General features: G+C 39.6%; 14 protein-coding genes and 2 pseudogenes. 10 read left to right on the plus strand and 6 right to left on the minus strand.

Going from position 1 to position 20,433, the window contains the following annotated elements:
- The first annotated feature begins 58 nt into the window (after positions 1-58).
- Positions 59-2,965, plus strand: a complete 2,907-nt coding sequence (locus ACGEDC_RS16935) for a hypothetical protein (RefSeq protein WP_394494632.1) — start codon at positions 59-61, stop codon at positions 2,963-2,965.
- 67 nt (positions 2,966-3,032) lie between these two features.
- Here the strand turns inward: ACGEDC_RS16935 and astB are convergent, their stop codons facing one another.
- Positions 3,033-4,367, minus strand: a complete 1,335-nt coding sequence (gene astB / locus ACGEDC_RS16940) for an N-succinylarginine dihydrolase (protein ID WP_394494634.1) — start codon at positions 4,365-4,367, stop codon at positions 3,033-3,035.
- 343 nt (positions 4,368-4,710) lie between these two features.
- Here astB and topA point away from each other — a divergent pair.
- A pseudogene (topA, locus tag ACGEDC_RS16945) lies at positions 4,711-7,373 on the plus strand (type I DNA topoisomerase).
- Positions 7,374-7,750: 377 nt separating this feature from the next.
- Here topA and ACGEDC_RS16950 read toward each other — a convergent pair.
- Positions 7,751-8,536, minus strand: coding sequence for a hypothetical protein (locus ACGEDC_RS16950; protein WP_055023805.1), 786 nt, complete (start codon positions 8,534-8,536; stop codon positions 7,751-7,753).
- A gap of 302 nt (positions 8,537-8,838) precedes the next feature.
- Between ACGEDC_RS16950 and cysB the strand changes: the two genes are divergently transcribed.
- Positions 8,839-9,813 carry an HTH-type transcriptional regulator CysB gene (gene cysB, locus ACGEDC_RS16955; protein ID WP_055023804.1) on the plus strand — a complete coding sequence of 325 codons (975 nt, stop codon included), beginning with the start codon at positions 8,839-8,841 and terminating at the stop codon, positions 9,811-9,813.
- A gap of 68 nt (positions 9,814-9,881) precedes the next feature.
- On the opposite strand, the gene purN is transcribed toward cysB, so the two are convergent.
- On the minus strand, positions 9,882-10,526 hold the full coding sequence (gene purN / locus ACGEDC_RS16960) for a phosphoribosylglycinamide formyltransferase (protein ID WP_055023803.1): 645 nt from the start codon (positions 10,524-10,526) through the stop codon (positions 9,882-9,884).
- Positions 10,527-11,564: a phosphoribosylformylglycinamidine cyclo-ligase gene (gene purM, locus ACGEDC_RS16965; protein ID WP_055023802.1), complete on the minus strand. Its 1,038-nt coding sequence runs from the start codon at positions 11,562-11,564 to the stop codon at positions 10,527-10,529.
- Positions 11,565-11,804: 240 nt separating this feature from the next.
- Between purM and upp the strand changes: the two genes are divergently transcribed.
- Positions 11,805-12,431, plus strand: a complete 627-nt coding sequence (upp, locus tag ACGEDC_RS16970; protein ID WP_055023801.1) for a uracil phosphoribosyltransferase — start codon at positions 11,805-11,807, stop codon at positions 12,429-12,431.
- A 70-nt stretch (positions 12,432-12,501) separates the two neighbouring features.
- On the opposite strand, the gene ACGEDC_RS16975 is transcribed toward upp, so the two are convergent.
- Entirely contained in the window at positions 12,502-13,821 is a 1,320-nt protein-coding gene (locus ACGEDC_RS16975; RefSeq protein ID WP_394494639.1) for a Na+/H+ antiporter family protein, read from the minus strand.
- Between the two features lie 408 nt (positions 13,822-14,229).
- Here ACGEDC_RS16975 and ACGEDC_RS16980 point away from each other — a divergent pair, with 408 nt between their 5' ends.
- Entirely contained in the window at positions 14,230-14,835 is a 606-nt protein-coding gene (locus tag ACGEDC_RS16980; protein WP_055023799.1) for a peroxiredoxin, read from the plus strand.
- Positions 14,836-14,892: 57 nt separating this feature from the next.
- Here the strand turns inward: ACGEDC_RS16980 and rnt are convergent, their stop codons facing one another.
- A complete protein-coding gene (gene rnt / locus ACGEDC_RS16985; protein ID WP_055023798.1) occupies positions 14,893-15,570 on the minus strand; it encodes a ribonuclease T in 678 nt (225 codons plus the stop codon).
- 139 nt (positions 15,571-15,709) lie between these two features.
- Between rnt and ACGEDC_RS16990 the strand changes: the two genes are divergently transcribed.
- From ACGEDC_RS16990 to tolA, 5 genes and pseudogenes are all read left to right on the plus strand, one after another.
- Positions 15,710-16,579 carry a flagellar protein MotY gene (locus ACGEDC_RS16990; protein ID WP_055023797.1) on the plus strand — a complete coding sequence of 290 codons (870 nt, stop codon included), beginning with the start codon at positions 15,710-15,712 and terminating at the stop codon, positions 16,577-16,579.
- Positions 16,580-17,988: 1,409 nt separating this feature from the next.
- Positions 17,989-18,390: a tol-pal system-associated acyl-CoA thioesterase gene (gene ybgC, locus ACGEDC_RS16995; protein ID WP_119968336.1), complete on the plus strand. Its 402-nt coding sequence runs from the start codon at positions 17,989-17,991 to the stop codon at positions 18,388-18,390.
- Positions 18,380-19,069, plus strand: a complete 690-nt coding sequence (tolQ, locus tag ACGEDC_RS17000) for a protein TolQ (protein WP_055023795.1) — start codon at positions 18,380-18,382, stop codon at positions 19,067-19,069. Before ybgC ends, tolQ begins: the two co-directional genes overlap by 11 nt.
- Positions 19,069-19,494, plus strand: coding sequence for a protein TolR (gene tolR, locus ACGEDC_RS17005; protein ID WP_055023794.1), 426 nt, complete (start codon positions 19,069-19,071; stop codon positions 19,492-19,494). Before tolQ ends, tolR begins: the two co-directional genes overlap by 1 nt.
- A gap of 4 nt (positions 19,495-19,498) precedes the next feature.
- Positions 19,499-20,433, plus strand: a pseudogene (tolA, locus tag ACGEDC_RS17010) (cell envelope integrity protein TolA).

Below are 20,433 nucleotides of genomic sequence, written 5' to 3' on the forward strand. Positions count from 1 at the left end.
CCGGTAAGTAACTATTATAAATCATAAGTACGATTTTAATGTAACAGGGAGACTGACAATGAGGTCAGCACAAAGACTATTTTTAGCGCTTTTAAGTTCGATTTTTCTTTTTGCTTGTAGTGGTGGGGGAAGTATTTCAGATGATGGCGGCGGGGGAACAGATCCTGTTGAAGTCATCAGTGTAGAATTAACATCATCTGTGGCAGATGGAGCTGAAGTTGATGCAACAACTGGTGCAGTTTTAACTGCAACCGTGACAAGTTCAACTCAAGGCGCAGTCTCTGGGACATTGGTCAGCTTTGTATTAAACAATACAGACTTAGGGACATTTAGTAACGAAACAGCGACAGCTGTAACTAACTCTGATGGTGTTGCTACTATCTCCATTTTTTCAGCAAATATTGCAGGATCGGGTAGTGTCGTTGCTTCTACAGCAGATGGGGACTCTAATGCGTTAGCGATAACGATGAAAGGGGATGGTAATGGTGGTGGAGGAGCAAATGTCACGACTGTTGAATTGTCTTTGTCTACTAATGTTATTTCAGCTATTGAAGGGTCGACTTTAACTGCGTTAGTTTCAAATTCACTAACTGGTGCACTCGAGGGTGAATTAGTTACATTTGCATTGAACGACGCAAATTTAGGTAGCTTTGATGTAACAACAGCTACAGCTGTTACTAATGCTGATGGTATTGCTACAATTAAGTTGTTTTCAGCTGAGATTGCAGGTTCGGGCTCAGTATCTGCGACTATTGAATCAGGTGAGACTGATAGTGCTGCATTTACCATGGTAGGTGACGGTGGTGAAGCAGGAGGTGGTGCTTTAGTTACCTTACAGTTATTTAATTCTAATGGTGATGAAGTCGATACTATTAGTACTCTAGTTCCTGGTGTATTAGTGGCAACTGTAACAGGTATTAATAAGCCGACAATTGTTTCTTTTTCTTCTGAAATAGGCGATTTACCAATTACATCTGCTGTCACTAATGAAGAAGGTAAAGCATCTGTAGACATTTATGCAGGAAGCTCATTGGGAGCAGGTACTGTAACTGCATCTTTAGCATCAGGTGAAAAAGGTGAAGTCATCGTTGTTGTCGGTGCGACAAATGTAGAAATGGGTAGTGGCTCGCCATTTGAAGAAGGTGTTGCAGAAGTTAGTACTACTGATTTATCTGCAGGTGGAACAGCAACAGTTAGTGTTCTTATTCAAGATGAAGATGGAAATCCTTTTAATCAACCTATTGATGTTAACTTTTCATCGACTTGCGCTACAAGTAATCCTGCTCAAGCACAATTAAGTACACCAGTTTCTTCCTCTAACGGTATGGCGACGTCAACATACCTTGCGCAAGGCTGTGTAGGTGAAGATCAAATTAATGTAACCGCAAATGCAGGCGGTATAAGCTTATCTGCTGTTGCGACGATTAATGTTCTTCAATCGGATATTGGTAGTATCGTATTCGTTTCGGCAGAACCTGAAAATATCGGTATTCTTGGAACTGGCGGTATTGAGTCTTCAGTTGTTAAATTCCAAGTATTAGACAAAAACAGTAATGTCGTTGCCAACCAGGCAGTAGATTTCTCTTTAAATACTGTTGTGGGTGGAATATCGATTGACCCAATAACTGCAACTACAAATAATGAAGGCATTGTGCAGACTGTTGTAACTACAGGTACAGTATCTACTTCTGTTCGTGTAACAGCTACAGTTGATAACGGGGCTGTTCCAGCTATTTCAAGTCAGTCTAAGCAACTGATTATCTCAACAGGGATACCAGATCAAGACAGTTTTTCATTATCTTCAACTATTCGTAATGCAGAAGGTTGGAATCATGAAGGAACTGAAGTAGAAGTGACAGCTCGTATGGCAGATGCTTTTAACAACCCAGTGCCAGATGGAACGACGGTTTCATTTACTACGGAAGGTGGTTCAATAGAAGATGCTTGTCAGACTATAAACGGAGCTTGTTCAGTAACTTGGACATCACAGCTGCCAAGGCCTGAAGGAAATAGTTTCTTTAATGCTTTGGGAGAACAGATACGTAGTCCTCAAGCAAAGTTAAAGTGTTATAAATTGACAGATAAGTCAGAAGATGCGACTTGTGAAGAAGACAATATTGTTTACGGAAACTATTATGGTCAACCTTATGGCGGCCGCGCAACAATTACCGCTACCGCTATTGGCGAAGAGTCTTTTCCTGATTTAAATGGTAATGGTCGCTTTGATGCTGACGAAATGAATGAGTTTTTAACTGGTACAGATGTAACTGGTGAAAAATTTGATTTAGATGATGCATTTAATGATTACAATGAAGATACCGTATTTAATCCACAGGCTGAAGATGCAATGAAAGGCCTTGATGGTGGTGCGCTTGAAGAGTTGATTGACTTCAATGTTAATACTCTTTTTGATACGGCTGATGGCTTATATAATGGCGTATTATGTTCAGATCCTGTTCATGCCGGCTGTGCAGATGGTGTCAGTAACTCTAAGTCTCTTTTTGTTAGACGCAGTATAGTGATTGTTATGTCTGGCAGTGAAGCTATCGCTACTTTGCCTACTGAAGTCGAAATTGAAGACGAAATAATGGGTGAAGACGAAGATGGTAATCCTATTAAAGTTATCAGAGAACATGTATCTGCTTATTATGATGCTGATGGTTCATTAGTTAGCTTCCCTATTCAAATAATAGGAAAAGGTGCAGCAAGTGTTCACTTTACTTTGTCAGACATCCATAACCAGCAGCTTCCAGCAGGTTCAACAGTCAAGTTTGCTGCTTCAGCTGGTTCCGTAACAAGTACGACCGAATATACTTGGCCTAGCTCTAACTATAATGGTGGCCGTTCGTTCTCTGTATCATTAAAAGGTGAAGATGAGCCTAATAGCGGAACATTCAGCGTTACAGTTGAAACACCTTTAGGAACTGTTACTGAGGTTATTTCGATACCAATCAATATTATTTAGCAAGCACTAGTTAAAAAAATGCCGCTCATTGAGCGGCATTTTTTTATGTCATTATTCAAACTATGTATTATCTTTGGAACTGATAAACACTGCCAAGTTTTAATATCTGAGTTAATTCATCTAATGCGGTACGAGATTCTATAATAAGCTGAGGATCCGCCAAATCTTTAACTTCTAGACGGTCACGATAATGTTTCTCTACCCAGTTATTTAACTTATTAAATAATGCATCATTCATTAATGTGTTTTGATTGACGGCAGATATTTCTAACTCACTCATTGCAACACGTAATCGAAGACAAGCTGGGCCGCCGCCATTTTGCATGCTTTGCTTCACATCATAATACTGTACTTGTTTAATTGGGGTTCCTAAGGTAACTAATTCATTTAGGTAAGCAAATACTGCTGGGTTTTCTTGGCAATTGGTTGGGGCAATAATTGCCATTTCGCCATTTGGTAAGGTAATAATTTGCGTGTTAAATAAATAACTTTTTACGGCATCATTTATAGATACTTGTTCAGTTGAAACTTTTACGAAATGAACATCAGTATTCATTTTTTTACGTATTTCATCAAACTTAACATCAGTATTTAAAAATGCTTGTTCATGGTAAAAAAGAACATTTTGGTTGCCTACTGAAATCACATCATTATGAAAAACACCTTGGTCAATAACGTGAGGGTTTTGCTGCATGAATACACAACTTTCTTCATCTAGTTGATGCAGGCGAGCTACCGCTTGTGATGCTTCAAGTGTTTGTCTTGCTGGGAATTTAACAGGTTTAACCGCATTAGAATTTGTGGACTCTTGGCCATATACAAATAACTCAACCCCTGAATGACCGTAATCATTACACAGACGAGTATGGTTTGCAGCTCCTTCGTCACCGAAGCTTGCGTGCTCAGGTAAATGTTGATGATGCTTAAAAAAACGTTCATCTTTAAAAGTTTCTTTTAGAATATTACCTGTTGTAACAGGTTCAATGCTGCGATGAAGCTTATCAACGAGATTTGCTGGAGTAAAATGCACTTTACCGTCTCGGGTGTCGGCACTAGGTGAAACAGTTGCGGCATTTGCTGTCCACATAGAAGATGCACTGCAACATGCGTTGAGTAATGCAGGTGCTTGCTTAGCTGCTTGATTTAGCACTTCTGCATCAGAGCCAGAGAATCCCATGCGTCGAAGCGAATAGATATCAGGACGTTCTTGAGGTGCTAAAACACCTTGCACCATACCTAAATCAGCTAATGATTTAGCTTTTAATAAGCCTTGTTTTGCCGCTGCCTTAGGATCTGATGCTTGCGCTGCGTTACTATAAGAGGCTACATTACCAAAAGATAAACCTGCATAGTTGTGCGTTGGTCCGACTAGTCCGTCAAAGTTCGCTTCGTAGTGCTTCATTTATTATCCTTAAAATATTTATTATTGTAATTATCGCGTGATTTGCTGATAGCTACAGCAAGAATATTGCCAGTATACTGATGAAATAGGGGTTAACAAGCAGTGACAATTGTCTCAAAAAATGAAAAAGTGACTAAACATGCACAAGTTTTACTTGCTAGACCCTAAATAATGAAATATTACTTTTTATTAACGCAATATTATTTTTTCTCCTTTTTTATAATTGATTAAAAAATGGCTCGCTGGACACATATTAGAGTTATTTACTTGAAACATTCGTCTCAACACTCTATATATGGAACCAATTTATATCTATCAGAGACTTTTTGGCGCAAATAAAACTATGGGTAAATCGCTAGTTATTGTCGAATCGCCGGCCAAAGCCAAGACTATTAATAAATACCTTGGTAAAGAATTTATCGTTAAATCGAGTGTAGGTCACATCCGTGATTTGCCTACATCATCATCGCCTGACAGCAAAGTGGCAACTAAAACGCCAGCTGAAGTCAGGAAAATGTCGCCTGAAGAAAAAGCCAAATATAAGCAGCAACGTGATAAACGTGCGCTAGTGGCTCGTATGGGGATTAACCCTGAAAAAGGCTGGGACGCCAAATATCAAATTTTGCCTGGCAAAGAAAAAGTCGTTAAAGAATTAAAAGCCCTTGCAGAAAAAGCTGACCATATCTATCTCGCAACCGATTTGGATAGAGAGGGAGAGGCGATTGCATGGCACTTACAAGAAATCATTGGTGGCGATGAGTCTCGTTACCAACGTGTTGTTTTTAACGAGATTACTAAATCAGCGATTCAAGATGCATTCAGTGAACCTTCTGCTCTTGACACCAATATGGTTAATGCCCAACAAGCACGTCGTTTCCTCGATCGTGTTGTAGGCTTTATGGTCTCCCCGCTACTTTGGAAAAAAGTGGCTCGTGGTTTGTCAGCTGGTCGAGTTCAATCGGTAGCTGTTCGATTAGTCGTTGAACGTGAAGGCGAGATTAAAGCATTTGTTCCTGAAGAGTTTTGGGATGTGCATGCGGATTTAGCAACATCTCAAGCTCAGAAGCTTAAAATGCAAGTGGCTAAATTCCAGTCGGCCGCTTTTAGTCCAATCAATGAAGCGCAAGCGCAAGTTGCTTTGGATGCGCTAAAAGGTGCTAAGTTTGTTGTTACAGGTCGTGATGACAAAGCCACGTCAAGCAAACCATCTGCGCCGTATATAACGTCGACATTACAGCAAGCCGCGAGTACTCGTCTTGGTTTTGGTGTTAAAAAGACCATGATGATGGCACAGCGATTATATGAAGCTGGTCATATTACTTATATGCGTACCGACTCAACGAACTTGAGTAAAGAAGCGGTTGATGGTGTACGAGATATGATTGCCAATGATTACGGCAACAAGTATTTACCTGAACAACCTATTCGTTATGGTAGTAAAGAAGGCGCTCAAGAGGCGCATGAGGCTATCAGACCGTCTAATGTAATAGTTCAGTCTGCATCCTTAACAGATATGGAAAGAGACGCTCAGCGTCTTTATGAGCTTATTTGGCGCCAATTCGTAGCATGTCAGATGACTCCAGCTAAATATGATGCAACTCGTTTAACGGTCACAGCGGGTGATTACGAGTTAAAAGCTAGTGGTCGTACATTGAGATTTGATGGTTGGACAAAAGTGCAACCGCCAATGGGTAAAAGAACGAAGAAGATAATACGTTACCAGTAGTTGCTAAAGGGGATGTATTAGATCTTAAGGACTTATTGCCTAAACAACACTTCACAAAGCCGCCTGCACGCTTTAGTGAAGCATCATTAGTAAAAGAACTTGAAAAACGAGGCATTGGTCGTCCATCGACTTATGCGACGATTATTTCTACCATTCAAGATCGTGGTTACGTTAAAGTTGAAAACCGTCGCTTCTTTGCTGAAAAAATGGGTGAAATTGTTAGCGACCGTTTAGTCGAAAGCTTCAGTGACATCATGAACTTTGATTTTACCGCCAGCATGGAGCAAACGCTCGATGATGTTGCCCAAGGTAAGTTAGAGTGGAAAAAAGTGCTTGATGGGTTTTATGCTGAATTAACTAAACAGCTTAAACAAGCTGAACTCGATCCTGAAGAAGGCGGTATGCGCCTTAATGAGATGGTACTTGCTGAAGATATTAAGTGTCCAACTTGTGGTCGTCCTATGGGAATTCGAACTGGTACAACAGGTGTATTCCTAGGTTGTTCAGGCTATGCTTTACCGCCAAAAGAGCGCTGTAAAACCACCATGAATTTAACACCTGGTGAAGAAGCCGTTAGCGATAATGAAGATGCTGAAACGGATGCATTACGCGCTAAACATCGCTGTGGTAAATGTGGCACAGCGATGGACAGCTATTTAATTGACGAAGGCCGTAAATTGCATGTCTGTGGTAATAACCCAACGTGTGACGGTTATGAAATCGAAGCGGGACAATTCAAAATTAAAGGCTATGAAGGGCCGATCATTGAGTGCGATAAATGCGGCAATGATATGGAACTTAAAAACGGCCGATTTGGTAAGTATTTTGGTTGTACAAATACCGAGTGTAAGAATACCCGTAAACTGCTGAAAAGTGGTGAAGCGGCGCCACCAAAAGAAGACCCTATCTTCTTACCTGATTTAAAATGTACTAAATCAGATGCGCACTTTGTTTTACGTGATGGTGCTGCTGGTATTTTCCTTGCGGCAAGTACTTTCCCTAAATCTCGGGAAACACGTGCGCCATTAGTTGAAGAGTTGGTTCGCTATCGTGAACAACTTTGGCCTAAGTATCAGTTTTTGGCTGATGCGCCAGTTACTGATGATGACGGTAATAAAGCTGCCGTTAAGTTTAGCCGCAAAACGAAAGAGCAATACGTTGCTACTGAAGTGGATGGCAAAGCGACTGGATGGACATCTAAGTTTATCGGTGGCAAGTGGGTGAGTGAATCTACCAAGAAAAAGCCAGTTAAAAAAGCAGTCAAGAAAAAAGCTTCATAGCTAAGGCGTTAATCGCTCAGCTTGTTTCAATCGCTTTTATATAAATGGAACCTTCGGGTTCCATTTTTTTGTGAGCAGCAATCACAGCTTATGATTGAATATAAAATGAATACCTTAATTCAAGGAGATTTGTTCCCGCTTAGAAGAATATATTAAAGCCTTGAAAATCATTTATTTCATCGTTTTTAAGTCAACTAGGCTTAGTTTTAAATGAGGGGGAGGTAGGCTTGGTAATAGGGTATGTTGTGAGTCACTCTATATTAACGAAGTGGTTAGTATTAATAACACACAGATATAAAAAAAGCCCCTGGCGAGGCTTTAAATAGGGGGCGGCGGATTTATTATCTCACCAACTACTTTGTTATCTCACCAACTACTTACCATTTTTTCTTTGGCTGGAATAACATATCAATATCATCTTCGTCATTCTTAGGTGTATTGACCGTTTCTGGAGTGACTTGTTTTTGCTGCGAATTTATTTCTTCTAATAGCTCTTTTGCTTCATCCACTTTACGACTAATGAATGGGTCGTTTGGTGTTTTGGCTTTAATCGCTTGTAGGGTTGCCAGCGCTTTAGAAACCATTTGTTTTGAAGAGCCAAATTGCTTTAGCGAATTAGAAGCTCTTGCTCTTGATAGCATTGATTCGACATTAATGCGAAGCTGATAGCTGTCTATTCGGTTCTCTGCATCAGTAAATACCTGAGGTTCAAGTTTACCTTTGTTATTTTCAGCTCTCACAATCGCTTTTAATTTTTTCAGCATCTGCACCAATTCTAAAATTTGTTTGTCATTATCAGGCAGACGGAAATTTTCAATTGCCAGCGCTTGAGAAGGGCTAGCACTTAATGTGGTTATTTGAGCTTGAATATCAGATAGACGACGCTGATAGTCAAGTTGTTGCGGCTGATTTTCCAGATGTGTTAGCGAGACTTCTAAGGCTTCATTAATACGTTTATAGAGAACAAGGATTACACTGCTAGGAAAAGAAGCGAGCCCAGTATTTGATAATACGGTTTCTGTTTCATCAATAATGGCACGTTGGCGTTTAAGCTCCATTCTTCGTTCAGCTTCAGCGCGTTCTTTTTGTTGCTGAATGACGCTAATCCCGATAATGAGGATAAATAGTGCGCCTAGAAGGATCAATACCAAAGTAAAGGTCATATGGTTTCCGTTCAATTGTGTGAAAGCAGAGTGGCTGGTTACCACTTTTATTTAATTAATTGATTATATCTTAGCGCATGTCATCGCTTGTGTCGTACAAAAAGTCATTCAATCTGTTGATAATTGCGAGATGTGTCGACTCTGTGAGCAAGGGTAACATTACAGGCTGAGAACATGCAAAATTCTCAATCTCGTTATTACTATTTGCATTAATAAACCAGATGGACTATAACATTTAGCTATAACAGTGTGTTGGTTTGTATCAATGTTGTTTAGTCTCAGATCAGAGTGAAGGTCGTATTATGAAGTTACAGCAATTAAGATATATCGCAGAAGTGGTGAAGCATAATTTAAATGTATCAGCGACAGCTGAAGACCTTTATACCTCGCAACCTGGGATAAGCAAACAAGTTCGTATGTTAGAAGATGAACTTGGTATTCAGATATTCGGACGTAGTGGTAAACATTTAACCCACGTCACACCTGCTGGGCAGCTAGTGATTGATATCTCAAATGATATCCTAGGAAAAGTCGAGAGTATCAAAAAGGTTTCTGAAGAGTACACACAACCGAATCAAGGTGAGCTCAACATTGCGACAACTGATACTCAAGCCCGTTACGCGCTTCCGCAAGTGATTAAACCTTTCATTAAGCGCTACCCAAAAGTTAATCTCCACATGCATCAAGGCACGCCATCTCAGATCAGTGAGCAGGCAGCAAGAGGTGATGCGGATTTCGCCATTGCGACCGAAGCAATGCATTTATACTCAGATTTAATTATGTTGCCTTGCTATCATTGGAATCGTTCGATTGTAGTAACGCGTGATCATCCTTTGGCTAATCGTAAAACACTTTCAATAGAAGATTTAGCAGAGTTTCCTTTAGTCACTTATGTGTTTGGTTTCGATAAAGCCTCTGAGATTGAAAAGTCGTTTAAACGAGCTGAACTAGAGCCAAGAGTCGTATTCAGTGCCACCAGTGCTGATGTATTAAAAACCTATGTGAGGCTTGGCTTAGGCGTAGGGGTGATTGCTTCTATGGCGATTGATCCCGTGATAGATAAAGATTTAGTTGCTATTGATGCCAGACACCTATTTGCCCATAGTACGACTAAAATAGGTTTTAGACGTGGGAGTTTTTTACGAAGCTACATGTATGACTTTATGTATAACTTCGCGCCTCATTTAACCCGAGATGTTGTTGAAAAAGCAGTAGCATTGAGAGATCAGCAATTAATTGATGAGATGTTCGCGGGAATGGAGTTGCCTGTGAGGTAATGATATTTGCCATAAAAAAATCTCGCAATAGCGAGATTTTTTTATGGCATCTTGATGCAAATACAGGGTTAATCAGGCGCGTATCCATGAAGGCCAATTTTCTCACCATCAAGGAAAGCGCAGTTATCATGCATTGTTAACCGCTTTAAGCTAAACCATTTAACGACTAACGGATAAATGGCATGTTCTTGTTCATGTACTCGACTAGATAATGTTTCAACAGTATCTTCATCATATACAGGTACCTTAGCTTGTAATATCACAGGGCCAGCATCAAGTTCTGGTATCACAAAGTGAACACTCGCGCCGTGCTCAGTATCTTTCGCATCAATCGCTCTTTGATGCGTATGTAAACCAGCATATTTAGGCAATAATGAAGGATGGATATTAATCATTTTACCTAAATACTGGCTAACAAACTCATCTGATAAGATCCGCATGAAACCAGCAAGTACAATTAAGTCAGGCTGATAGCGCTCAATAACAGTTTGTAAGCGCAAGTCATATTGCTGACGCGATTCATCTTTACGGGCTATAACGCAACTAGTATCAATTTCACTATGGTGAGCTCGAACTAAACCGTAAGCATCGGCTTTATTACTAATAACACCGACGACTTCAGCATTGACGTTATCATCACAACCATCAATGATGGCTTGTAAGTTACTTCCATTGCCTGAAATAAGAACAAGAACGCGACAGCATTCAGACATTTAATTAATCTCCACTTGCTCTTCGTCACCTTGACGATTAGCAATTTCACCGATTAACCAAGCATTTTCGCCTTCTGCTTTAAGTAACGCTAAAGCTGATTCAACTTTTTCTGCAGGAAGAGCGATAATCATACCCACACCACAGTTAAAGGTACGGTACATTTCAAATTGTTCAATGTTGCCGTTTTCCATTAACCAGTCAAAAACGACAGGCCATTGCCATGAGTCACCTTTAACGACGGCTTTGCAGTCATCTGGCAATACGCGTGGGATATTTTCCCAGAAACCACCACCAGTAATGTGTGCCATTGCATGAACTTCAGTTTGCTCAAGCAATTTCAGTAATGGCTTAACATAGATTTTAGTTGGTTCTAATAAGTGCTCGATAAGTGGCTTACCGGCTAGATCTTGCTGCGGATCGGCTTTGCTCACTTCTAATACTTTACGTATTAACGAGTAGCCATTTGAATGAGGCCCTGTTGAACCTAGTGCAATAAGTGCATCGCCAGATTGTACTTTTGTACCATCGATGATTGCTTCTTTTTCAGCAACACCAACACAAAAACCTGCTAAGTCGTAGTCTTCGCCTTCGTACATGCCTGGCATTTCAGCCGTTTCACCACCAATTAACGCACAACCAGATTGATGACAACCTTCAGCAATACCATTGACAACAGAAGTCGCTGTTTCAACGTCGAGCTTACCTGTAGCGTAGTAATCGAGGAAGAATAAAGGCTCTGCACCAGATACGATTAAATCATTGACACACATAGCAACTAAATCAACACCAACAGTGTCATGCTTTTTATAATCAATCGCTAAACGTAATTTAGTACCAACACCATCAGTGCCGGAAACCAGTACAGGGTGCTTGTATTTAGTCGGTAGTTCGCATAATGCGCCAAAACCGCCTAAATTGCCCATGACTTCAGGACGATGAGTGCGTTTAACCGCAGTTTTAATGTTGTCTACTAATGCATTACCAGCATCGATATCAACGCCAGCGTCTTTGTAACTAAGTGGTGTAGGAGTGCTCACGGAGGATCCTCTAGGGTACATCGTTTTATGGGATTTTATGCGGCGGTATTCTATCAGCTTGTGAATGCCGTCGAAAGTCATCATTTGGATTTATACGTTTATGAAAACAGTTTTCTGTAATGGTTTTAGCTGGTTAGCGTGAGATTGTTTGCAATTATGAAACTTTATGTTTTATATCGAGGATAAATAAACTAAGATTTGAACAATTTGCAAAAAATATCTCATCACTAGGAGTGCAAAATGAAAGTCGTTGAAGTAAAACATCCGTTAATTCGTCACAAAGTGGGTTTAATGCGCGAAGCTGACATTAGTACTAAACGTTTTCGTGAACTGGCAACGGAAGTGGGTAGTTTATTAACTTACGAAGCTACTGCGGATTTTGAAACTGAAACAGTTACGATTAATGGTTGGAATGGCCCTGTTGAGATAGAACAAATTAAAGGTAAAAAGGTCACGGTTGTGCCAATTCTACGAGCTGGACTTGGCATGATGGACGGCGTGCTAGAGCATATGCCCAGTGCCAAAATCTCTGTGGTAGGGATTTACCGCGATGAAGAGACGTTAGAGCCGGTTCCTTACTTTGATAAACTTGTTAGTAATGTAGATGAGCGTGTTGCGATTGTTGTTGACCCGATGCTTGCAACAGGCGGCTCGATGATTGCTACTATCGATTTACTTAAGAAACGTGGTTGTGTTTCGATTAAAGCACTTGTATTGGTTGCTGCGCCAGAAGGGATTAAAGCATTAGAAGCTGCGCATCCAGATATTGAGTTATTTACTGCATCTATTGATGATTGTTTGAATGAACAAGGTTACATTTTACCTGGTTTAGGTGATGCTGGAGATAAGATTTTCGGTACTAAATAATCAAAGAGTCATTTGATGTGTTGTAAAAAGGGAGCCATTGGCTCCCTTTTTTGTATTTATATTTTATCTACTACAATACCATTGCAGCAATCCAGCCAAAGGCGATTAAGGGAATGTTGTAGTGAATAAACGTCGGAATAACACTGTCACGAATATGATCGTGTTGGCCATCCGCATTTAAGCCAGCGGTAGGGCCTAATGTAGAGTCTGAAGCTGGTGAACCCGCATCTCCCAATGCGGCAGCAGTGCCAACTAATGCAATCGTGGCAGCAACAGAAAATCCAAATGTTAATGCTAGTGGCACATAAATCGTGGCGATGATAGGGATGGTTGAGAATGAAGAACCAATACCCATAGTAATTAACAAGCCTACTACTAACATCAATAATGCAGCTAATGCTTTATTATCTCCAATAATGTCACCAAGCGAAGCTACAAGAGTGCTCACTTCACCCGTTGATTTTACGACTGCAGCAAAGCCTGCAGCTGCAATCATAATAAAACCAATGTTGGCCATCATTAGCACACCTTGATTAAACATGTCTTGTCTAACGTCAGGTTTGATAATTCCAGAGAAACGAAAAATGATAAAACCTGTTAAGGCACCGAAAATCATTGAGTCAGTTTGGAGTTGCACAACCAGTGTTGCAACTATCGCTACTAACGATATTAAAATGGTTTTCTTATTAATACTGATTTCTTCTTGCTCAACAGTAATATCTTTTACTTCGTATATTCTTGGTTTTCGATAAGTGATGAATACCGCAGTCAATAAACCAGCAATCATTCCGAGTGCCGGCAGTAGCATAGCTGCAGGGATCTGTTCTTTTACGGCTTCTAGGCCATTATTGTTTAAATTGGCTAATAGTATGTCATTTAAAAATATGCCACCAAAACCAATTGGTAGAATCATATAGGTCGTCACTAAACCAAATGTGATAATACAAGCGACAAGTCGTCTATCAATTTGCAGTTTACTAAGCACATGAAGTAGCGGCGGGATAAGGATCGGGATAAAGGCAATATGAATCGGCAAAATATTTTGCGAGCTAATCGCCATTAATAAAATTGAGGCAAGTAATAACCAACGAACGACCAAAGTATTGGTGCTGTTAGGCTCTTTACCTACTTTTTTAATAATATTATGCGAAATAAGGGTCGTTAAACCAGAATGCGATAACGCGGCAGCAAAAGCCCCTAGCAAAGCATAACTCAAGGCGATTTGCGCTCCGCCTCCTAAGCCGTCATTAAAGGCTCCTATTGTTTGATGAATATCAAGTCCACCAACTAAACCCGCTACCAAGGCGCTAACCGTTAGTGCAATAACAACATTCACACGCATGAGACTTAATGCAAGCATTAAGGTGACAGCAATTACGACTGCATTCATATTTAAGTTTTCTTATTTAATTTTTATTTAGATAGATATAGTGCAATCATTCTTGTCTGTATAAAACCTCATGTCCAGTTTATCTCGGTTGAGTTTACGAAAACTGAATGCTTGTAAGTAGGGTTTATGATTGATGTAACAAGGCGTGTAAGGATGTTGAAAATTTTTTTAGGAATAAAAAAGGATTGATATGGAGTATTTTTCATCAAGTAAACCATATTTCATCTTAAAAGGCTTATGTCTTTATTCAATTAGCGGTAAGGTATAGCGCAATTATCCTACATTCGTCGTGTTAATCGTTAACACGTATGTGAGCTATCTCGCATATTGTATTTGTTTGGGTATAATGCTTATCAGTTTTAAACAGGTATTGTGTTAATTTTTTCAATCCATAGATGGAGATTTAAAATGAGCGTATTAGTAGGCCGTCCGGCCCCAGATTTTACTGCCGCAGCGGTTCTTGGTACTGGTGAAATCGTTGATAGTTTCAATCTATCTACCGCAATTAAAGGTAAGCCAGCAGTTGTTTTCTTTTACCCGCTAGACTTCACTTTTGTTTGTCCTTCAGAGCTGATTGCTTTTGATCACCGCATTGAAGAGTTCACTAAACGTGGTGTTGAAGTTATCGGTGTTTCAATCGATTCTCAATTCTCTCATCACGCTTGGAGAAAAACTGCCGTTGAAAAAGGCGGTATCGGTGAAGTTAACTACACATTAGTAGCTGACGTAAAACATGAAATCTGTAAAGCATATGACGTTGAACATCCAGAAGCTGGTGTTGCTTTCCGTGCATCATTCCTAATTGACAAAGAAGGTCAAGTTCGTCACCAAGTGGTTAACGACTTACCACTAGGTCGTAATGTTGATGAAATGCTACGTATGATTGACGCATTACAATTCCACGAAGAGCACGGTGAAGTATGTCCTGCAGGTTGGGAAAAAGGTGACAAAGGCATGACTGCAACAACTGAAGGTGTTGCTTCTTACCTAAAAGATAACTCTGACAAGCTTTAATATTGGTTTGTTAGACATAAAAAAAGCTGCCTCGGCAGCTTTTTTTATTTATATCAATCAGCTTTCTGATGTTTCTTTAATTGATTCTTCTTCGTGCTCTTCGCTAACCATTGGCCAGCCGCCTAAAGTCTTCCATTTATTGACGATGTAGCAAAATAACTCAGCAGTGCGCTCTGTATCGTACAAGGCTGAATGAGCCTCTTTATTGTCAAATTCAATTCCTGCCATTTTACAGGCCTTTGCCAACACTGTATGACCAATTGCAAGTCCAGCAAGCGTGGCGGTATCGAAAGTCGCAAACGGGTGGAAAGGTGAGCGTTTTAAATCGTTTCGTTCTATGGCTTTATTAACAAAGCCAATATCAAATGCAGCATTATGGGCCACAATAATACAGCGATGACAATCAGCGGCTTTCTGCGCTTTTTTGACATGCTTAAATATTTCTAGAAAAGCTTGCTTCTCTTCAACGGCTCCACGCAATGGATTTGTTGGATCAATGCCATTAAAAGCAAGTGCTTCGGGTTCTAGGTTAGCGCCTTCAAATGGTTCAATATGAAAGTGAAGTGTTTTATCTAGTTCGATAAAACCATCATCATTCATTTTAAGGGTGGTAACCGCTATTTCTAGCAACGCATCAGTGGCGGCATTAAATCCAGCTGTTTCAACATCAATAACAACAGGGAAGTAGCCTCTAAAACGGTGTTTGAATTTATTTGCGTCGCAGATATCGCTCATTAAAAACCTCTTTCTTTAATATGGTGGCTATTATGCTAAAAGAGAGAGCCAGTGTCATGTGTGAATGAGTAAATTCTACGCTAAAGAAACATAAAACGATGCCGATAGAATATTGTGACTAGCAAACAGGGTGTTTTTTATGTGGCGTAAGGCAATTCTAGTATCAAGCTTTTGTTTAGTAAGTTCTGCACAAGCAGACTTACAGCATTATGTTGCATCATTAGATAACTCTATGTGGCGCATTAGTGAAAACAGCCCAATTGAATGCCGTTTAGAACATGATATCCCTGATTATGGCAAAGCTATTTTTACTAGCAAAGCAGGTAAAGATTTAAACCTTAATTTTACCTTAGATATGTGGAACAAGCCCGATCAAGTGACTAATGCTGAGTTAATTAGTAAAGCACCTCAGTGGCGTCCTGGCGTAAATGAAAAAGCGATCACTAAACTTAAATATCAAAAACAATTTAATGGTGAAGTCCCAAAGAAAGCGGCTTGGTCAATGTTGTCAGAATTAAGTAAAGGCATGCAACCGACTTTTTACTACGCAGATTGGTATAATCAATCTGACAAAGTCGCTGTAGGCTTATCTTCGGCAAATTTTGGTGGTGAGTACCGTCAGTTTCGTTCTTGTTTAGCGACGCTGTTACCTTACGGTTTTGATGATATAGCGTTTACCGTGCTCAATTATGAAGAGGGTGGAACTAATTTAACCCGTTTTTCAAAACAGCAGCTGAAACGTGTTCAAGAGTATTTATCCTATGATTCTGATGTAGAGTTAGTGTTTGTTGATGCTTATACTGACAGTTATGGTGGTCGCTCTGTGAATCAAAGGGTGTCACAGCGTCGTGCAGACACAGTTGCAGATCTTCTTGTTGCAAGTGGCATTGAAGAAAGTCGTATTCATAAGACGGGTCATGGTGAACGTCGTCATGTTGCATCTAACGATCTTGTTGAAGAAAGAGCACGTAACCGCCGCGTAGTGATCAAAATTTCCAAGAGCATTTAAATTTCAATTTCTGCCTATCACGACTCTAGCAGCCCCAATCTCTTTCAAGGCTTAACTCAGCGTTAAGCCTTTTTAGTTTTCTAAGCCATTGATTGAACATCATGATGGCAGCACCACAAAGTAAGTTGCATTTTAATGAACTGAGACTCATTAGAATAAAGTCGATGATAAATTTAAGGTAAAAAAAGCCCACTTAAAATAAGTGGGCCAAACAATTTGTATTCACAAATTCAAGGAAGGAAGTCAAGCATAAGAACCAGGGATAAGTTGAGGTATTGGGGTACATCAACTAGGAGTTCTTGGTTTTCAATAACTAAATAAGCTATGTCCTGAAAACAAGATGAATTTTAGAGAGTTTACTCTAAGGTGACAAACTAGAAAAATTACAGCTTCAGATAAGTATTTCTAATCCATTACAATGTCGTTAAATTTTTACTAATCACAATAATTAAACCAGAATACCTAAAATGGCCGTTTATATTCATTCGTTATGCATATTTAATTGTTTTTGTGCTTATTTCAATTGATGTATAAATGTTAAATTTACAATTCTACTAACAATACAAAATAAATTAATAATAAGAAATACTGCTGAATTCCCTTGTTAATGGGGTTTTTAGTGCTTTGGTAAGGGATGGGGGAATCGTATCTTTAGTGACTAGCTAGAATTGATGTTTTCGTTAATCTTTTTATAATTTTTTGCTATACAGAGAACAAAGTTGAGGTCGCTCTGTATAATTAACCCGCTTTTTGGGCGGATATTAGTCACCTTTATGACTTTGTATCCTTTATCGCTATATCCACAAACAACAGCATAAGTAACTTTTAGCACTATATATTCTTATCCAAATGCTCTTTTGGTAAAGTTATCGCAGAAATAGCCTATTGAATGACCGATGTGTGTATAGAATTTTTAGTACTCCTTTAACTAATTACCCATCAAATTATTTACGCATCACTATTGATAAACTCTCATTACTCATTACTCATTACTCATTACTCATTACTCATGACTTTTTCTAAAAATGAAAATTAATCATTCTTGCTGTCTACTGTGACTTAACGATTTTATATGAGTGACTTATAAATTAGACTAATAAACACACTGGAAAACGTTTATGTTTGTTCTCTAGTTTACTTTGTTAAACATCCCCTTTATGTAATGAACCTCCTTCAATGGCTAACTCGAATGAGGAACGCTTAAAAGTTAAATGTTTGTAAATGAATCAATAGCTAACATTAAACATTCTTCATTTATTAGGCATATCGCTGCAAAAGCCCTAAGTTTAATGGCAAATTAATCATCGCTCTTTAAAATAAACCTTTTATAGCCGTGTCCTTTTATTCACAAGCGTGGTGGTACTCGGTATAGTAAGCCATCTTTTATTACGCAAAATTCACAATCGCTAATTATGTTTACATGGCCAATTTCAATTTATTATGAAGACACGGATGCCGGTGGCGTTGTGTATCATTCAAATTATTTAAATTTCTTTGAACGAGCAAGAACTGAATGGCTTAAATCGATGGGAGTAGTACAAAGCACACTTTTAGCTGATGATATTGCTTTTGTGGTTAAGCATGCTGAGTTAGATTTTCGAATTGCAGCTAGGTTTGAGCAGAACTTATTTGTTGAATCAAAGGTCATAGAATTAAAAAAAGCCTCTTTGGTATTTAAGCAGCGTTTGCTTGACGATAACGGTGACTGTTATTGTGAAGGAACCATTATTGTTGCTTGTATCGCGCTATCTCGTATGCGCCCAAGAGCTATCCCATTAAATATTGTGCAGGAGTTTAATCGTGCAAGCTGAAATTTCTTTTATAGGTCTTTTTTTAGAGGCAAGTGTCCTCGTCAAACTGGTAATGCTGACCTTACTTTGTCTATCTATAGCATCATGGGCTGTTATTATTCAGCGCAGGAAGCTATTAAACTCAGCTCGTGCTAAATCAATTAAGTTTGAAGACACATTTTGGTCAGGTGTGGATTTAAATAAACTCTACAAAGAATTATCTGCGCGAAGTGAAGGGGTTTCGGGACTGGAAGCGTTATTCGTTGCAGGATTTAAAGAGTATTCTCGTTTGAGTCAGGCAAATAGTAAGTCACCGGAAGCCGTTATGGATGGCACATCTAGAGCGATGCGTGTGAGTTTATCTCGTGAAGTTGAAAGACTAGAAACCCATCTACCTTTATTAGCTACCATTGGCTCAACTAGCCCATATATTGGTTTATTTGGAACGGTATGGGGCATTATGAATTCGTTTATTGCTTTAGGTGCAGTTGAAAACGCTACCTTAGCTATGGTAGCACCAGGTATTGCTGAAGCATTAATTGCAACTGCAATGGGTTTATTTGCAGCGATCCCTGCCGTAATTGGTTATAACCGCTTTTCGACACAAGTTGAAAAACTAGAAATGGCGCATGTAAACTTTATGGAAGAGTTCTCTAACATATTGCAACGCCAAGCCTACAGTGAGAAGGAAGCGGTGTAATGTATCAACGTAAGCGCCGTCGTCCGGTCGCCGAAATCAATGTTGTTCCTTATATTGACGTCATGCTGGTGTTGCTGATCATCTTTATGGTCACAGCGCCTATCGTGTCGCAAGGCGTAAAAGTAGAATTGCCACAAGGCGAAGCCGAACCTTTACCTGCAGAAAGTAAACCACCAATCGTTGCTTCTATCGATGAGTTTGGTGAGTATTTCTTAAATGTGGGGAGTGGTTCAAGTGATGATCCGCTGTCTTTGGATGAGATCTCTATCCAAGTTGGTGCGATGATCCAGCTAGAGCCAGAAAGGCCAGTCGTTGTTAAGGCTGATAGAAGAATTCCTTATGAAAATGTGATTCAGTTAATGGTCAGTCTACAGGGCGCAGGTGTGCCTGCTGTTGGCCTAATGACTGATTCACCTAAGGAGTAATTCAGTGGCTGTAAAATCAGAATTAACCTTACCTATTACTATTTCAGCTGGCATTCATATTGGTGTTATTGTTGCGTTAGCTCTTGGTATCAGCTTTGAAGACAAGCCAAAGCATCTGCCTCAAGCGCAATCATCTGAGCCAGTTGTGCAAGCTGTTGTCGTTGATCAACAACGTATTAATGAGCATGCTGAAAAACTCAAAAAACAGCGAATTGAAACGCAACGTAAAGAGCGTGAGCGTCAAGAAGAGTTAGATAGGCAAGCCCGCAAAGCGAAGGAAGAAGTTAGAAAAGAGCAGGAGCGAATAAAGCAGCTTGAGAACCAACGCAGAATAAAAGAACAAGAGACATTAAAAGCGAATAATGCAGCTAAGGCCGCAAAACTTAAAGAAGCTGAAGAAAAAGCGAAAGCTGAAAAAGCTGCGGAATTAAGAAAGCAAAAAGAAGCTGAGCGTAAAGCTGCGGAGAAAAAGCCGCTGAAAAACGTAAAGCTGAAGAAGCTGCAGCAGCGAAAAAGCGTGAAGAAGAACGTAAACGTAAAGAAGAAGCTGAACGGAAACGCCAAGCTGAAGAAGCTGAACGTGCTCGTCAAGAACGTGAAATGGCTGAAGCAATGGCAGCTGAGCAAGTCGCTTTATCGGCAACACGTTCAAAGCAAATTACGTCAGAAGTCAATAAATATACAGCAATGATTAAATCAACGATTCAACGCAATTTGGTGGTTGATGAGTCAATGCGTGGTAAAAGTTGCCAAGTACTTATTCGACTCGCAAAAGATGGGTTTGTGACGGCAAGCCAAACGTTAAGCGGCGATCAAGTCGTTTGCCGTGCTGCGAAAGCTGCAATTAATAAAGCGGGGCGTTTACCCGTTTCTTCTGAAGAAGATGTTTACAATAAAATGAAAGAAATTAATTTAACCGTATCACCGGAATTTAATTAA

The sequence above is a fragment of the Shewanella sp. ENK2 genome (assembly GCF_043568515.1).
In the GTDB taxonomy this organism is placed as follows: Bacteria; Pseudomonadota; Gammaproteobacteria; order Enterobacterales; family Shewanellaceae; genus Shewanella; species Shewanella japonica.

What these genes read in the sequence shown, in the direction of transcription:
- ACGEDC_RS16935 (WP_394494632.1), top strand. Translation starts at nt 59, where the DNA reads ATGAGGTCAGCACAAAGACTATTTTTAGCGCTTTTAAGTTCGATTTTT.
- astB (WP_394494634.1), bottom strand. Translation starts at nt 4,367, where the DNA reads ATGAAGCACTACGAAGCGAACTTTGACGGACTAGTCGGACCAACGCAC.
- ACGEDC_RS16950 (WP_055023805.1), bottom strand. Translation starts at nt 8,536, where the DNA reads ATGACCTTTACTTTGGTATTGATCCTTCTAGGCGCACTATTTATCCTC.
- cysB (WP_055023804.1), top strand. Translation starts at nt 8,839, where the DNA reads ATGAAGTTACAGCAATTAAGATATATCGCAGAAGTGGTGAAGCATAAT.
- purN (WP_055023803.1), bottom strand. Translation starts at nt 10,526, where the DNA reads ATGTCTGAATGCTGTCGCGTTCTTGTTCTTATTTCAGGCAATGGAAGT.
- upp (WP_055023801.1), top strand. Translation starts at nt 11,805, where the DNA reads ATGAAAGTCGTTGAAGTAAAACATCCGTTAATTCGTCACAAAGTGGGT.
- ACGEDC_RS16975 (WP_394494639.1), bottom strand. Translation starts at nt 13,821, where the DNA reads ATGAATGCAGTCGTAATTGCTGTCACCTTAATGCTTGCATTAAGTCTC.
- ACGEDC_RS16980 (WP_055023799.1), top strand. Translation starts at nt 14,230, where the DNA reads ATGAGCGTATTAGTAGGCCGTCCGGCCCCAGATTTTACTGCCGCAGCG.
- rnt (WP_055023798.1), bottom strand. Translation starts at nt 15,570, where the DNA reads ATGAGCGATATCTGCGACGCAAATAAATTCAAACACCGTTTTAGAGGC.
- ACGEDC_RS16990 (WP_055023797.1), top strand. Translation starts at nt 15,710, where the DNA reads ATGTGGCGTAAGGCAATTCTAGTATCAAGCTTTTGTTTAGTAAGTTCT.
- tolR (WP_055023794.1), top strand. Translation starts at nt 19,069, where the DNA reads ATGTATCAACGTAAGCGCCGTCGTCCGGTCGCCGAAATCAATGTTGTT.